The sequence below is a fragment of the Clostridium cochlearium genome (assembly GCF_900187165.1).
In the GTDB taxonomy this organism is placed as follows: Bacteria; Bacillota; Clostridia; order Clostridiales; family Clostridiaceae; genus Clostridium_G; species Clostridium_G cochlearium.
Genome location: NZ_LT906477.1, coordinates 376511 through 391925, shown reverse-complemented (window position 1 = coordinate 391925; position 15415 = coordinate 376511). Strand labels below are relative to the sequence as shown.

Below are 15415 nucleotides of genomic sequence, written 5' to 3'. Positions count from 1 at the left end.
TAATTATAAGCCGATGGCTGTTTAACCATCGGCTTATAATTAATTTAATGCATTATCCTTTCCATCACCAGTTACATTATAAGGTCTAATTTTTTCTATTTTAATATTAGATCCTTTTGCAACATGAATTTCTGCTTTTGTTTGTGCTTTAGCAGTTTCCCCAAATATTCTACCGGAAGCATTTTCTGTAACTTTTATATCTGCATCTGTATAAACTTCTATATCATCAAATTTTCCATCTAATATAATAGTATCCTCTTTATCTGTTTTTATTAAAATATTCCTAACATAAGCTCCACCTGTAGTTTTAAGCTCTGCCTGTCCTTCTACTATTATATTTTCACTAAAGGTTCCTGTTAGATCAAGTTCCTTATAGTTTGGAGTTTTAGGTACAATTATTTCCTTGTAGTCTCCTTGATAATTTTCAATTAAAGTGTTTGCTAAAACATGAATTTTTTTAATATATGTCCCTGGTCTTAAATTAACCTTTACTTTTGATCCACTTTTAACTTCTAATAAATTTGCATCTACATCTTCTAAATAAATTCCATCTTCCTCATCTCTTCCAGATAAAACTACTATTTTATCAGCTTTCACTTTTTCTAATCTAACTTCTCCATCCCTTCCTGGATCAAGATATATAGTTCCCTTAACATCTGTATTTTTTAGTAATACATCTTCACTTTTTACATACAAATTACCTTTAATTTTACTATTCTTTAGCTTTATTCCATCTTCTGAAATCATAGCATTTCCAAGGGTATCACTAGTATATTCCTTATCTTTAACTAAGAAATTATCTGTTATTGTAACCTTTGTATCCTCTACTAATTTATCAGATACATTATTAACCCCACCTAATACTTTAAACTTAGTGCTTGGAAATAAAACTTCATTTGCTATAGCCTTTGTGTTGCTATTTAAGTTTTTTCCTGTTAATAAAACTGGTGCTCTATCTTTAGCTGCAAGAACAGAACCTGTCAGAGCATCGGCAAACTCATTTCCTGTTTCTCCTGCTCCTAGTGTTATATATGCATTTTTATAATCAAAATCCAATGGAAATTTTCTTATTATTTCTGCATTGGTTTCAAATCTATCTTTTCCATAAATTCTAATAGATGATGGAAGCTTTTTCTCAATTGTGTCACTTATAGATGCGGTTCCTCCTATTATATAAACAACTTTAACTTCATCTTTTTTTAAATAATCTTCTGCTAATTTTGGTAACCTGTCCCCAGGAGTTAATACAATAGGCATACTGTTTATAGCAGCTATAGGTGCTGCAGATAGGGCATCAGCATAACCTTCTCCAGATGCTAATATTACCTTTTCTTTGTTAGGCAATCTTTGCGCAATTTTCATGGAGGTCTCATACCTGTCCCCACCTTTAAATCTTTCTACATCATTGGTTATCTTAGATTTTATTTCATCTTCAATATGTTCTGATATAGAACCTTCTCCACCTATTATATAAACTCTTGATGGATCTAATCTTTTTATTTCTTGTAATGTTTTTTCCTCTAATTTATCACCTTTTGTAAGAAGTATAGGTGCATCTATAAACTTTGCAAAGGGTGCTGAGGATAAAGCATCAGCATAACCTTGTCCTGATGCTAGTACCACATATTTAGCTCCATTTTCCCAACCTTTTTGTGATATTTTTATAGAAGTTTCGTATCTATCCTTTCCCCAGTATCTTTCATGAGGTATATCAGATGCTTGTACTTTTCCTAATGAAGTAAAACTTGTTAATAGCATAGATGCTATTAATGCAATTATAAAATTCCTTTTCAATTAAAAACACTCCTTTATAATTTAGTTAATATTTCCTTAATTTATTCTATTATATTATAACAATATTCTAAACTTATGATTATAATTCCTCTATTTCCATAATTTTTCTCTTATTCATTGCATTATATTAACTTAAAATGTATAATTGAATAAGAAATTTAATTATATTTAATTTTAAAACAAATTTTTTATTTATATATGAGAGGTGTCGACAATGCAACAACTAACCCCTATTGAAGCACGAAAAAAACGCTTAAAAATTCTTAAATGGACTATTGCTACATTATGTATAGTTTTAGTAGCAATTATTATAACTATAATATCTTATATTTAATTTAGCATTTTGTTATGCCCTTTTGTACAATTATTCAAAAGTAAAAGGAACTAATATAACATTAAAAAGAAGCATAAGCTTATTTAATAAAACTCATGCTTCTTTTAAATTAATTTTATATTTTTCTTTATAGATATGAAAATATGAAATAACAAAGTTCCAAAAACACTTCCTGTAAAATCAAGTAAAACATCTCCTACAGAAGAGGATCTTCCAGGAACAAAACTTTGATAAAACTCATCTAAATTTGATTTTATATTCTATAAGTACCATTTTACTACACTTTATCAGTTTTGTATAATATATATTTCCAATAATTATCTGGTAAATTATTATTTTCATGTAAAATATATGGTTTTCTACAATTTCCACTATTTTTTTGGCAATTAGTCTATTGTTGGAGATTATATAGTTCATATTATTATAAATTATTCTATAAATTGTTCCCTGCCTTCTCCTGTTATATTATCTAATTTAAAATTTTTTACTTTGATGTTTAGGTTTTGAGGCATATCTATTTTTGCACAATTTTCTGCCTCTAAAGTTTTAGCTATTATATCTCCTTTAGTATTTTTTGTAACTTTTATATTGGCTCCACTGTATACTTCTACTTCCCTACAATTTCCATCTAGTAATATTTCATCATTTTTTCCTGTTCTTATTTCTATTTTTTCTATATAGTTTGCTGGAAATGCATTTAAATTAACTGATCCTTCTAATATTATTTTTTCATGAAAAGCTCCATGAAGTTCTATATCTTTATCTTTTAATGTGTCCTTTATGGTTACTTCTCCAAAGGACCCTAACATATTTTGAAGAATTGTTGCTGTTAATACTTCTGTTTTCTTAAATTTTGTTAATTCTTCTAATACAACCCTTGTTTTATTTTTATTTCTTACTTCTAATTCATCTGCTCTTACATCTTTAAAGAATATTCCTCTATCTGTTCCAGATAATATTACTACTTTTTCTGCTTCCACATCTTCTAATTTGCATTCTCCATTTTCACCTGGATTTATAAAAATTGTGCCATTTACTTTTACCTTAAATATTTCTGCATCGCTTTCTTCAATATATAAATTTCCATTTATAGTTATGTGATTAACTGTTACATCTTTTGCAGTAATTACAGCGCTTTCTTTTACATCTCTATCGTATAAACCTTCTTCTTCATTCATAAGCTCTGCTACAGCCCTCATATTTTGTACTGTTTCTTCTGGAATATTATTAGTTCCACCTAAAACAGTTATTTTGCTTGATGGCAAGAAATTTTCTTGAGATAAAGTTTTTGTTACATCAGTTAATTCTTTGCTTGTTAAAATTACCGGTGCTGAGTTTTTAGCTGCTATGGCTGATGCTGCTAGTGCATCTGCAAATTCTCCTCCTGTAGGTCCTACTCCTAAGGCTACATAATAACTTTTGAAATCAAAGTCTGATGGAAAGGCTTTTGCTACAGCTACATTTGTTTCAAATCTGTCCTTACCATATATTCTTTTACTACCTAATATTGAATTTTCTATAGAATCACTAATAGAGGCCTGTCCACCTATTATATAGGTTTTGTTTGCATTGACTTTTTCTATATATTCTTTTGTTTCCTTTGGAAGTTCATTAGATTTTGTAAGTACTATAGGAATTTCTCTTATAGCTCCAATTGGTGCCGCTGATAGGGCATCTGCATAATTTTCTCCTGATGCTAATATTAGCTCTTTTGACTTCTTATTTTCATTAACCGTCCCTGTATTTTTCTTGGATTTTTCTAATTTTTCTGCAATTTTTATAGATGTTTCATACCTATTTTTTCCTTCTATTCTTTCTATCTTGGAATTTGTTTCAGATTTTATTTTATCCTCCACTTCCTTTGAAATAGAACCTTGTCCGCCTATGATGTATACATTTTTAACTCCTAATCTTTTTAACTCTCTTAAAACGTTTAAATCCAATTTATTTTTTTGAGCCAGTAGTATAGGAGCATCATTTATCTTAGCTAGTGGCGCTGCACATAAAGCATCAGCATATCCTTCTCCTGATGCTAATATTGCACAGTTTGCTCCCCTTTCCCATCCTTTTTGTGATATCTTTACTGCTGTTTCATATCTATTTTTCCCATAAATTCTTTCACTTTTTGAATAAGCAGCAGCTGATACCTTTGATAATATAAATACATTTGATAAAAATATTGATGTAGATATAGTTGCAATTACATTAAAAATTATTCTCTTTTTAATCATTGTACTCCCCCTTGATATTTTTATTTATTAAATACTCCTTCAAAATTACCATTCATAATATCATAATATCATATCCAAGAGTTAAGGGAAGAGGAATTAAGCGGTTAAGGCGGTTAAGGGACGGTTAATGAAAATTTATAATTTCTATTAGCTTTTGCTTATTTTCATTAACCGTCCCTCTTTCCTCTTTCTTATCCCTCTTTTTACCTATTTTTAAAATTCTTAAAAAGTTTAACTATAAAAACAGCTAATATCCCTCCAAATAAATCAATTAAAACGTCAGAAAATCTTCCTGCCCTTCCTGGTACAAATCTTTGATGTATTTCATCACTACATGCATATAAAAAAGTTACTAAAATGCTTAACCAGTAGGTTTTTTCTATTTTCAAATCCTCTTTTAAAGCTGATATTAGAAGAAGGGTTAATATAAAATATTCTCCTACATGAGCTGTTTTTCTTATGGCAAAATTAGTGAATTCTCCTAAAGTACTACTGATATTTATCCCCAAACTGTTTATAACTTCTATAATAAATCCACTTTTACCATCAGATATTTCTGCAGGATCAGATGAAAACTTAAATATTATAATCATCCAAACTAATACTAAAATATATTTTAAAATTTTCTTGTTATTTTTGCTTGTATTCATTATTATCTCTCCATATAACTTGTTTATATTTGTAATATTTTGACCTATTGGTTATATATTTCATTAACCGTCCCCACATACGTTTTCCTCGTCCTTATTTTCCTATCTACTTTTTTTCTTTAGAAAAAATACCAAGAGTATCCCCTTGGCATTCTAACATTTTTCATTAACCGTCCCCTAAAAACCTAAAAAAACATTCTTCTATTTCAAAGTTATATCGGCTACATTTTTTCCGCCTTGAACTGCTTGAACATTTACTTTCTTATCTTTATAATCTGATTTTAATTTTTGTGCATACTCATTTGCAACTTTATCTATTTCTTCTTTTTTAGCATCTTCTTTTATTATAAGAGTAGCATATACATAGTCTCCTTGTTCATATACTTGTCCATCTAGAACTATCTTTTCTTTTTTTACTTTTTTAGTTAACTTCTCATCTTCTTCTATTTTGTTTTTAGGATCTTCTTCTTTTACTTCTTCACCTTTTTTAACTTGTTGTTCTTGCTTTGTTTTATTATCCTTATTTGAAGAAGCATCATCCTTTTTACTTGAGCATCCTATTCCTGCTAATGACATTGATGCCACCATCACTAATGCAACAATTTTTTTATTAAATACTTTTATTTTATTATCCATTAATAATCCTCCTTTTTAATAAATAACGAATTTCTCTATAAAATGATTATATTATTTCTTTAATAAAATTAAAGATTTTCTGAGACTCTGAAGAAAATCATCATAAATTGTTCATTATTCATTATTAGTTGTTCATTGTTAAAAGCGTATTAATACATTTGAAATATTTAAAACATTGTGAAATAATACTTATAGTGTTTATAATTGCCTAAATTCTATTATTTACAATGTATGATACTTATACATTTTACATGAAATTTAGACTTTTAAAAATAGGTTTTATAGAAAGTTAAGAAAAAATTAACTAAGGGGTGAAGTTTATGGATAATTTTAAATATATTTATGGCCCTATTCCTTCAAGGAGATTAGGTTTGTCTTTAGGTGTAAGTCCTATTCCTAAAAAATTTTGCAATTATTCTTGTATTTACTGTCAAATAGGAGTAACTCATAATCTTACAAATACTAGAAGAGAATTTTTTCCTTTAGAAGATATAATAAATGAATTTAAAAGATATATTTCTTCTGATAAAAACTTTGATGTAGTATCTATAGTTGGTGAAGGTGAACCTACACTATATAGTAAATTAGGTGAGCTTATAATTTCTTTAAAAAAACTTACTGATAAACCAATTGCAGTTATAACCAATACAGGACTGCTGTACGACAAAAATGTACAAGAAGAACTTCTAAATGCTGACATAGTTCTACCATCTATGGACTTTTTTAGCCAAGAATCCTTTAAAGCTCTTCACAGACCTTATGGAAGGCTAGATTTTCAAAAAAGTTATAACGGACTAGTGGAATTTTCTAAGAAATTTAAAGGAGAATTATGGTTAGAAGTAATGTTAATTGAAGATATAAACTCTTCTAAAGAGGATTTATTAAAACTAAAAGAACTTATAAAAAATATAAATTATTCAAAAATATACATTAATACTGCTGTAAGACCTCCTGCTGAATCCTGGGTAAAGCCTGCATCTAAAGAAACTATAGACTTTGCTGTAGAACTTTTAGATGGCATTTCTATAGATAACCTTAGTGATGGTAATTTTATCAGTGAAATAAAAGATAATTATGAAGCTATACTAAGTATAATAAAAAGGCATCCTATGAATCAGCATGAATTAAAAGGATTTTTATTAGGGAGAAAATTAACTAACAAAGAAATAGAAAATATTTTTCTTAGATTAAAAGAAGATGAAAATATAGAAATCTTGGAGTACAAGGGCTTCTACACTTATAGACTAAAATAGAAAGGATGATAAATATGAGCCAACCTGTAAAAAGAATTGCTGCTATTCATGATATATCAGGTTTTGGTAGGGCTTCCCTTACAACTATAATACCTATATTGTCCACCATGGGTTTTCAAGTGTGCCCTATGCCTACTGCTATACTTTCAACTCATACTGGCGGTTTTCAAAATTACAGTTTTTTAGACTTAACTAACACCATGGTAGATTTTATGAATCATTGGAAAAGTTTAAACTTGCATTTTGACTGTATATATAGCGGATTTTTAGGTTCTGCAAAACAAATAGAAATAGTATCAGAATTTATAAATATATTTGGTGATAAAAATAACCTCAAAGTTATAGATCCTGTAATGGGCGATAATGGTAAACTTTATTCCACCATGGGTGGTAGTATGGTAGAAAACATGAAAAAATTAATTAAAAAAGCTGACATAATAACTCCTAATTTTACAGAAGCTGCATATCTTCTAGATAAAAATGTAGATGATAATATAACAGAATGTATTATAAAAGATTGGCTAAAAGAATTAGCTGAAAAAGGCCCTAAAATAGTAATAATAACTAGTGTACCAGATATTAATCATAATCAATGTACCAACGTAATGGCTTACAATAAAGAAGATGATATATTCTGGAAAGTAGGATGCAAATACATTCCCGCCTTCTATCCTGGCACCGGAGACATTTTTGCTAGTGTACTTATAGGTAGCCTTCTTCAAGGGGACAGTTTACCTATAGCTCTAGATAGAAGCACTCATTTTATAACCACCTGCATAAAAGCAAGCTATGGATTTAAGTATCCAAATAGAGAAGGTGTTCTTTTAGAGAGGGTATTAAACACATTAAATATGCCTGTAACCATGAGTAGTTATGAAATTTTGGAATAGGGGACGTGGAATAGGGGACGGTTAATTAACTTAGATATAAATAATAAATATAAATTTTTCCTATTGAATAAAAACACATTCTTTGGCAATACTTTAAAAATACTAAAAAACAATGAAAAGGATGTGTTTTTATTGCCTAGATCAGCAAGAATTAAAACCGATAACTCAATATTTCATATAATGGTGAAAAGTATAAGCGAAATTAATCTATTTCAAACTGATTTCGATAAAAAACAATATTTAAACTTCATAAAATTTTATCAAAATATCTTCCATTTTAAAGTTTATGCTTACTGTCTTATGAATAATCATGGGCATCTTATAATAGATGCTAATGGTGCCGACATATCAAAAATTATGCATGGTATTAATCTAAAATATTCTCTTAATTTTAATAAAAGATATAAAAGACATGGTCATCTTTTTCAGGATAGATTCAAAAGTAAAATAATTGATACTGAAAAATATTTAATTACAGCTTCTGCTTATATACATAATAATCCAATAGATATCCAAAGATTTTCTAAGCATCCTGAAAAATATAAGTTTTCAAGTTTAGCAGTATATTTAGGACTAAAAAAAGATCCATTTAAAATAGTTGATGAAGATTTTGTAATGCAATTTTTAGGTAATAATTCAAAAACAGCTCGAAAAAACTATATAAATCTCATATGTATGTCTAATAATGAAAAATCAATTAGCTCTTTTAATTTTCAATATGAAAAGACTCTTTACAACAGTGAAAGAAAACCAATAATTAGAGATTGTACTCCTGAAGATATAATAAACTTTGTATCAGAACAAACTGGAGTAGATAAAATAAAATTCTATATTAAAAATAATAGAAAGACCTTAAAAATACGAGCTTTAGCTATTATTTTAATGAGAGGTTTTTGTGATTTCAAATGCTCTAATATATGTGAAGCACTTGGTAATATAACTCAATCTACTGTATCTAATATGTGTAAATTAGCCATTGATACTATTGATCAAGATGAAAATTTTAGACGTATTATGTATAACTTTGTAAAAACATATGCCATCTAATATATAAAAAATAAAAAATTTTGGTCATTTTAAAATTCAAAAAATCTTATCAGTTAATTATACTTTAAAATATATATTTATAGTGGACAACCCTCTCTATATAATCCTAAAACTTAATTATTCTCTTTCAGTTTTTTAATTTAAGCATAGGAATGCATATTTAAATATTATGATCATTATGATTTTACTATAATTTACGTTTTTACATTCAGATTCGTTAATTAAATTCGATAATTAACCGTCCCACTTTTCCCTTTTTCCCCCTTTTCTATTTGAAAAACCCCTCTCTAATGATTTTAAAATCATTAGAGAGGGGTTTTTTAGAGGTAATTGGGATGGTCAGTTGATTCTAGTAGTATTTTTTATTAACCGTCCCTTTACTTCTTTCTTTACTTCTCGGCATTTAACAACCAAGGTTTTTGTATGCTGTCTTTTAGGGTATTATAGATATTTGAAAGTTTTCTTATTGCTGTATCCAATTCTTCACTTTGTATAACTTTATCTTTATATTCATTTTTTGTCATTAATCCTATGTCTACTTGAGTTTTGGCAAATTCAAGTTTTGTTTCTGTGGATTTAGCTTGATTTTTCAACATTTCTATTTTATTTTCTAGATCAAGTAAAGTTGCGTAGCATTCTTTTAATCCATTTTTAAGATTCTTTTTTGCTTCGTTTAATTTAACTTCTGCTTCTTTAGATTGATATTTACCATCTATATATGCTTCATAGGTCTTAAGTTTCATAAAATATTCTAATTGATCCTTTTGATATTCAATTAATTTTGCAGCATATGCACCATCAACTACAGTACCTCCTGAAACATTGGTGAGTGGAATTGGTTTTACTACGGGTTTACCTGTATTCGGATCTATCATTGGCTTACCAGTAGTAGGATCTATAACTGGCTCAACTTTATCGATTATTACATAGTCTTTTGGATCAGGTAATTTTGTACTTGGCGCGTCTGGTAATTCATCTATCTCATCATCTTCTAATTGTTCTATATATTCTTTAGTAAGATCTAGTATCTTGTCATTGTATTTTAAGTATTCTTCTATTCTTTCATCCATGTATTCATCAACTGAACCATCTATTCTAAATACTTCATAATCTATGTCCCTATCCAATCTGTACTGATCTAAATCTAAATCTGTTAACACTTTAAAATAATCTTTGCTATTTTTTAATGAATCTTCTTTTGCCTTTATATTATCTTTTAAGGTTTTAATTTGGATTTGTGCATCAGTTAATTGATTAGGTGTTGCCATTCCTATTTCAACTTTTGTTTTCATTGTTTCTAAATCTTTACTTTTAACCTTTAAATCTCTTTTAGATTTATCTATATCTATTTCCTTTAAAACTATTGCATTATATTTACTTCTAATATCACTAGCTATTTGATCTTCTAAAAATTCTCTTGATTGTCTAGTTTGATCTTCTTGAAGTTCAAGTTTATCGTATGGGAAATCATACACATTTTGATCAATACTATCATAAAAATCATCAATACGATCTTGATATCTCATTTTATCTCTATATAAAAGTATTTCACTTTCCTTTAATGCAAGTTTTTCACTATTTTCAATAGCTGCATCTATGGCCTCTTGCAAATATAGAATTGGCTTTTCGCTAGTACTTTGCTTAATACTTAAATCATCATCTTTATTCCATAAATTTTCATTCATTATAATCTTATTATCTTTGTTATTTTCTAAAGTTTTTTTATCTGATACCTTATTTGATGTACTTTGTACACTGCTGCTTACACTATTTTTGTTGTGCTCCGCAGCAGAAACAGAGGCAATATTACTACTCATTATACTTAGTCCAATTCCAATTGCAATTAGCTTGTTTACATTTTTTTTCACATTATTCACCCCTCTATTTATTCTTTGTTTCTTCATTTTCTACTTTTGTATCTTTCGTATCCTTTGTTTCCATTTCCTTGCTCTTTGTTTTGGATTTTTTTATATTTTCTAGCTTTTCCTTTATGGATTTTACTATTTTGTTATCCTGTATTCCCTTAGGTTGTATTTCTCCATTTCCATCAACATCTAGAGATCCATTCGCTGCCATTCTTCTATACTTTCTACCTTCTATAACTAAGAATGTACAAGGAATTACATATAAAGTTAGAGCTGAAGAAACTAGCATACCAAATATAATTGAAGTAGCCATAGGTCCCCATAGTAAACCACCAGATACCGCTAGAGGAATAAGTGATATTACTGTGGTAATCATTCCTATCATTATTGGACGCAATCTAGTCTTACATGCCTCAACTATAGCTTCTCTTATATCATCATATTCTTTAACTAAAAGTTTTATATAGTCTAAGAGCACTATACCATTATTAACAACAACCCCCATTAAACTTATAGCTCCAAGCACTGCCATAAATCCTATTGGGTATCCCATCCATTTTAGTCCCCATATAATTCCTATAAAGGATAAAGGTATTGTACCCATAATAATTAATGGTTCTACTAAATCTCCAAACTGTATTACCAAAATTAAATATATTAATATTATGGCGATTACAGTAGGAATTTTCATTGAAGAAAAGGCCTCATCGCTTGTCTCATTTTCTCCACCGTATTCTATGGTATAGCCATCTGGTAATTTATAATCCTTTAAAGTCTCCTCACATTTTTTTAACACATCTAATGTATTATATCCTTGTTCAACAAATAATCCTACAGTTAAAGTTCTCTTTCCATTTCTTCTAAGTATTTTATTTAATGAAGATTTTGTTTCCACTGTGGCAATTTGACTTATAGGCACATTTTCTCCGGTAACTTGTGAGGTTAAGAAAATATTATTTAAAATATTTCTATCTTTCTTTTGATTATCTGGCACTTTTAATACAATTGGAATTGAATCTTTTTCTATATCCTCTTGTTTAAGCTTAGATACTTCAAATCCGTTAACAGCCATTCTTACAGTACTTGCAATATCATAGGTTGAAATTCCAACTAAATTAGCTTTTTCTTGATTTACATTTACATTAAGTTTGTAAGAATCATAACCATAGTCATCTTCCATATTTTTTCCACCCGGAACCTGTTGAAGTTTTGATTTTACTTCTTCTCCAATACGTCTAAGTTCTGATATATCATCACCAGCTATACGTACTTGTACTGGATAAGTTGCAGGTATTGAAATTTCAAGTTCCTTTATTTTTACAACAACCCCTGGAACCTTTTCCTTTATTTGTTTTTCTATTTTACTTGATTTACTACGATCACCATTTACAAGAAATTGAGCTTTGTTTGATGCTTGGTTGTTAGGAATAAATGTTAAATAGTATTTCATAAATCCATCTCCAACAGTACATGCAAAATCATTGACGGACTTATCATTTTCCAATATATCCCCTATCATTTTAGTAACTTTTTCTGTTTTCTCAGTAGTACTACCATCTTGAATTGTTATATCAATTACATATTGATCCCTTTCTACTGGTGGGAACAATTGTACTCCTAATGAAGGAACTATAGTAAAACTCAAAATAAAAATTCCTATAAATACTGATATTAAAACTAAAGGTCTTTTTAAAAATGAACCAAGAGATTTACCATAATAATTTAGCACACCTTTTGAAAATCCGTCTAATTTTAAAGCCCTTACTATCTTAGTTTTTAATTTTTTTCCTTCAACATCCTCTTCTTCTACTTTTAATAATCTGTGTCCCATAACAGGAACAAGAGTAAGAGATGTTAAATAGGAACCCATTAAAGCAACAGATACCAAAATAGGTAATGACTTTACAAATTTACCTGCACTACCTTGCATCATTGCCAAAGGTAAAAAGGAAGCTACTGTTGTAAGAGTAGATGTTAATATAGGTATTTTTACTTCGTATATTCCTTTAGTACATGCAGTAAACCTGTCCATTCCTCTTTCTAAATAAACATTGATGTTATCATTAGCTACAATACCATTTGCTACAAGTAAACTTAACGATATAATCAAGGATGCTATTGAAACTTGATGCAAAGGTATTTCTGATATATACATATAAATAAATACTATAGCAATAACCACTGGTATAGGAAAGGATACTACAAACGCACTTCTAATTCCCATAGCAAGTATTACAACTAATGCTACTAACGCAATAGCTGAGTATAAGTTTTCTTCAAACAGTCCTATAGAATCCTCAACAAAATTAGCTTGATTTGTAAGATCTATAAGTTCCATATCTGTATAAAGATCATTTTTTACAAAATTTTTAATAATTTTATCTAACCTATCTTGTATACTAAGTACATTTTCTCCTTCCATATACTTAATACCAATAAGAAGTCCTGGTTGATTATTTATAAAAGTCATCTTTTCTTGTTTTTTATCTACTTTTTCTACTTGTGCAACATCTTTTAGATAAACTGGTGTTCCATTTTCTTTTGAAACACTTACAATAGTATTTTTTATCTCTTCAACATTTTTATATTCTCCAGTAATTTGAGCTGGAACCTTAACACCTTGAATTTCAAGGTTACCACCAGGTATATTTACATTTCTAGCTTTTAAAACTGTTCCAATGGTTTGAGGTGAAATACCATACTGTTGCAGTTTAAGCATATCTAAATTAACTTGTATTTCCTTATCAACTTCTCCTACAATATCAACTTCCTCTACTCCTGGATCCTTTTTTAGTTGATCTTTAAGCTTCTTTGCAACATTATTAAAATCCTCATAGGTATAATTTTTAGATGTTAATCCTAAAACAACTCCATAACTACTTACAAAGTCTGTATCCACAGTTGGTTCATAAGCACTTGATGGCAAATCAGTTTTTACTGTATCTATTTTTTCTTTTAGCCTATCCCAAGTGTCTGATATGTCATCATCACTAAGATCTTTAAGAGAAACTTTAACCACTCCAATACTATCCATAGCAAAACTTTCTGTAGTCTTTATTTCTGAAATTGCTCCAAGTTCATCTTCAATTGGCTTTATAATTTCCTTTTCAATATCCTCAGGACTTGCCCCTGGATAAATACATTTAACTACAGCTATTGGACTAGATATAGTTGGATTTTCCTGTCTCTCCATATCAATGTATAAAAAAGCTCCCGAAATAAATATGGCAATAGTAAATAATATAACAATACTTTTATGTTCTACACTCCACTTTATCATTTTGCCATCTCCTTCGCCGTAACCTTCTCTCCATCTTTAACTACAAACTGTCCTTCCACTACTAATTTTTCACCATTTTTCAATCCTTTGGTTACTTCAATTTTATCATTTAAAATAATTCCAGTTTTTATAATTCTTTTACTTACAGTCTTAGTTTCATCTGAGTAAACATATACTGCTGAACCCTCAGCTAAATTAATAACACTTGATAGAGGAATAATTACTTTGTCACTTTGATTTAAACCTAAATCTACCTTAACAATCATTCCAGGTTTTAATTCTCCATTTGCATTGTCCACTAATATTTTAACCGGGAATGTTCTTGTTTTTTCATTTGCTAGGGATGTAATTTTATCTATTGTTCCTTCCATAGACTTGTTTATTCCATATCCATAAACATTTACCTTTTGACCTTTCTTTAAAGAATTTATATGTTGGTCTGGAACTCCAATTTCAACCCAAACCTTGTCCACTTTACCAATTGCTACTACTGGGTAGCCCGCATTTGTTACCTCTCCAGATTCAAAAATTTTTTTTAATACGACTCCATTTATTGGACTGTGAATAGTTGTATCATTTATATTTGAATTTGCCGCTTCAAGGGCTGCTTCTGCCATTTTAAGCTTTGTTTCTGCAATATTTCTTGCTTCTTTTGCTTGTTTTAATGTATTTTCATCTACTTTTAATTTAGTAGAAATCTCATCAAATTTAGCTTTAGGAATAGCTTCTTGTTCATATAATACCTTTAATCTATCATATGTAACCTTTGTAAGGTCATATGCTGCTTGAGCTTGACTTAGTTTAGCTGGTATCTCAGTTTCAATTTGTAGTTTAGCTGCATCATATTCTGATTGTGCTGCTTTAACTTTAAGAGAATAGTCGCTTTGATCCATAGTAGCAACAACTTGTCCTTGCGTTACTTTATCTCCTTCATCTACAAAAACATTTGAAATAACTCCTGGAAGCTTAAACGATAATTTAACTACTTCCGTTGGAGTAACATTTCCACTTACAGTAAACCCATCAGAATATTTAGAGGCTCCTACTGTTTGTGTATAAACCTTTTTAATTGTTTCTTCCTGTACTGTCTCTTCTTTTGCTCCACAACCTGTTATCATTAAACAAAAGATAAGTAAAATTGGTGTTATTCTTTTCACGTATATGTCCCCCCTACTCTATTTTCTATAACATCTAAAAATAATAGCTTTATTTTAAAGTAACTGTTAGAAATATAAATATGGCATAGCCCATAGTCTTTAGCTCTGCCATAAAAAAAGCATACATTAATTAATATAGATTACTAATTATTATGTACTGACCAGTCAGTTTTATTAAACAACTTTTTACTATTAAAGTCAACAGATTATTTTTAAATTTATTGTTAATAATGAAAGAATTTATTCATTGTCTTATTGATTTTATCTTAACTTAATAA

11 protein-coding genes are annotated in these 15415 nt (G+C 28.8%); 3 read left to right on the top strand and 8 right to left on the bottom strand.

Going from position 1 to position 15415, the window contains the following annotated elements:
- Positions 1-39 precede the first annotated feature (39 nt).
- The 5 genes from CKV72_RS01895 to CKV72_RS01875 form a co-directional block, all read right to left on the bottom strand.
- On the bottom strand, positions 40-1794 hold the full coding sequence (locus CKV72_RS01895; RefSeq protein WP_095177321.1) for a cell wall-binding repeat-containing protein: 1755 nt from the start codon (positions 1792-1794) through the stop codon (positions 40-42).
- 438 nt (positions 1795-2232) lie between these two features.
- Positions 2233-2385, bottom strand: a complete 153-nt coding sequence (locus tag CKV72_RS01890; protein ID WP_095178346.1) for a VanZ family protein — start codon at positions 2383-2385, stop codon at positions 2233-2235.
- 171 nt (positions 2386-2556) lie between these two features.
- The gene (locus CKV72_RS01885; RefSeq protein WP_095177320.1) at positions 2557-4359 is read right to left on the bottom strand and encodes a cell wall-binding repeat-containing protein; all 1803 of its coding nucleotides are present in this window, start codon (positions 4357-4359) and stop codon (positions 2557-2559) included.
- A 203-nt stretch (positions 4360-4562) separates the two neighbouring features.
- Positions 4563-5009 carry a VanZ family protein gene (locus tag CKV72_RS01880; RefSeq protein WP_095177319.1) on the bottom strand — a complete coding sequence of 149 codons (447 nt, stop codon included), beginning with the start codon at positions 5007-5009 and terminating at the stop codon, positions 4563-4565.
- A 201-nt stretch (positions 5010-5210) separates the two neighbouring features.
- Positions 5211-5645, bottom strand: a complete 435-nt coding sequence (locus CKV72_RS01875; protein ID WP_095177318.1) for a hypothetical protein — start codon at positions 5643-5645, stop codon at positions 5211-5213.
- A gap of 320 nt (positions 5646-5965) precedes the next feature.
- Between CKV72_RS01875 and CKV72_RS01870 the strand changes: the two genes are divergently transcribed.
- From CKV72_RS01870 to CKV72_RS01860, 3 genes are all read left to right on the top strand, one after another.
- Positions 5966-6898, top strand: a complete 933-nt coding sequence (locus tag CKV72_RS01870) for a radical SAM protein (RefSeq protein ID WP_169712336.1) — start codon at positions 5966-5968, stop codon at positions 6896-6898.
- A 14-nt stretch (positions 6899-6912) separates the two neighbouring features.
- Positions 6913-7788, top strand: a complete 876-nt coding sequence (locus CKV72_RS01865; protein WP_095177316.1) for a pyridoxamine kinase — start codon at positions 6913-6915, stop codon at positions 7786-7788.
- Positions 7789-7851: 63 nt separating this feature from the next.
- Entirely contained in the window at positions 7852-8835 is a 984-nt protein-coding gene (locus tag CKV72_RS01860; protein WP_242955733.1) for a transposase, read from the top strand.
- Positions 8836-9224: 389 nt separating this feature from the next.
- On the opposite strand, the gene CKV72_RS01855 is transcribed toward CKV72_RS01860, so the two are convergent.
- From CKV72_RS01855 to CKV72_RS01845, 3 genes are read right to left on the bottom strand one after another with little or no spacing between them, the layout of a single operon-like run.
- Complete coding sequence (locus CKV72_RS01855; protein ID WP_095177315.1) at positions 9225-10703, bottom strand: TolC family protein; 1479 nt, start codon at positions 10701-10703, stop codon at positions 9225-9227.
- Positions 10704-10716: 13 nt separating this feature from the next.
- On the bottom strand, positions 10717-13980 hold the full coding sequence (locus CKV72_RS01850; protein ID WP_095177314.1) for an efflux RND transporter permease subunit: 3264 nt from the start codon (positions 13978-13980) through the stop codon (positions 10717-10719).
- Positions 13977-15137, bottom strand: coding sequence for an efflux RND transporter periplasmic adaptor subunit (locus CKV72_RS01845; protein WP_089866795.1), 1161 nt, complete (start codon positions 15135-15137; stop codon positions 13977-13979). Before CKV72_RS01845 ends, CKV72_RS01850 begins: the two co-directional genes overlap by 4 nt.
- Positions 15138-15415 lie beyond the last annotated feature (278 nt).

What these genes read in the sequence shown, in the direction of transcription:
- CKV72_RS01865 (WP_095177316.1), top strand. Translation starts at nt 6,913, where the DNA reads ATGAGCCAACCTGTAAAAAGAATTGCTGCTATTCATGATATATCAGGT.
- CKV72_RS01880 (WP_095177319.1), bottom strand. Translation starts at nt 5,009, where the DNA reads ATGAATACAAGCAAAAATAACAAGAAAATTTTAAAATATATTTTAGTA.
- CKV72_RS01870 (WP_169712336.1), top strand. Translation starts at nt 5,966, where the DNA reads ATGGATAATTTTAAATATATTTATGGCCCTATTCCTTCAAGGAGATTA.
- CKV72_RS01850 (WP_095177314.1), bottom strand. Translation starts at nt 13,980, where the DNA reads ATGATAAAGTGGAGTGTAGAACATAAAAGTATTGTTATATTATTTACT.
- CKV72_RS01875 (WP_095177318.1), bottom strand. Translation starts at nt 5,645, where the DNA reads ATGGATAATAAAATAAAAGTATTTAATAAAAAAATTGTTGCATTAGTG.
- CKV72_RS01885 (WP_095177320.1), bottom strand. Translation starts at nt 4,359, where the DNA reads ATGATTAAAAAGAGAATAATTTTTAATGTAATTGCAACTATATCTACA.